Annotated in this window: 1 CRISPR repeat array. The window is 33.7% G+C overall.

Features of this window, described 5'->3' with window-relative positions:
- Positions 1-47: 47 nt before the first annotated feature.
- A CRISPR array of direct repeats spans positions 48-348; the repeat unit is 36 nt; unit sequence GTTTTAGACCAATGTAATTTTAGAGAGTAGTAAAAC.
- Between the last annotated feature and the right edge of the window lie 47 nt (positions 349-395).

Here is a 395-nt window from a genome sequence, read left to right as displayed (position 1 = left end):
TTAGAGAGTAGTAAAACTTTTCACTGAAGAAGATGTTTATCAATCAGGTTTTAGACCAATGTAATTTTAGAGAGTAGTAAAACTGGAATATGAAACCGTTGTGGAAATCATGGGTTTTAGACCAATGTAATTTTAGAGAGTAGTAAAACTCACCTTTTCCGACGCCTGGAACAAATATTGTTTTAGACCAATGTAATTTTAGAGAGTAGTAAAACCTGAAATTATGGACGATATAGAAACAGATGAGTTTTAGACCAATGTAATTTTAGAGAGTAGTAAAACGAACAGCCTGCGTATATCATATTCTTATCAGTTTTAGACCAATGTAATTTTAGAGAGTAGTAAAACTCGCGCGGTATCGGATCAGAGAGAGGGTAGGTTTTAGACCAATGTAA

It is taken from the genome of Planococcus sp. ISL-109 (assembly GCF_018613655.1).
In the GTDB taxonomy this organism is placed as follows: Bacteria; Bacillota; Bacilli; order Bacillales_A; family Planococcaceae; genus Planococcus.
The sequence above is the reverse complement of the archived record's forward strand: the minus strand, read 5'-3'. Positions and strand labels throughout refer to the sequence as shown.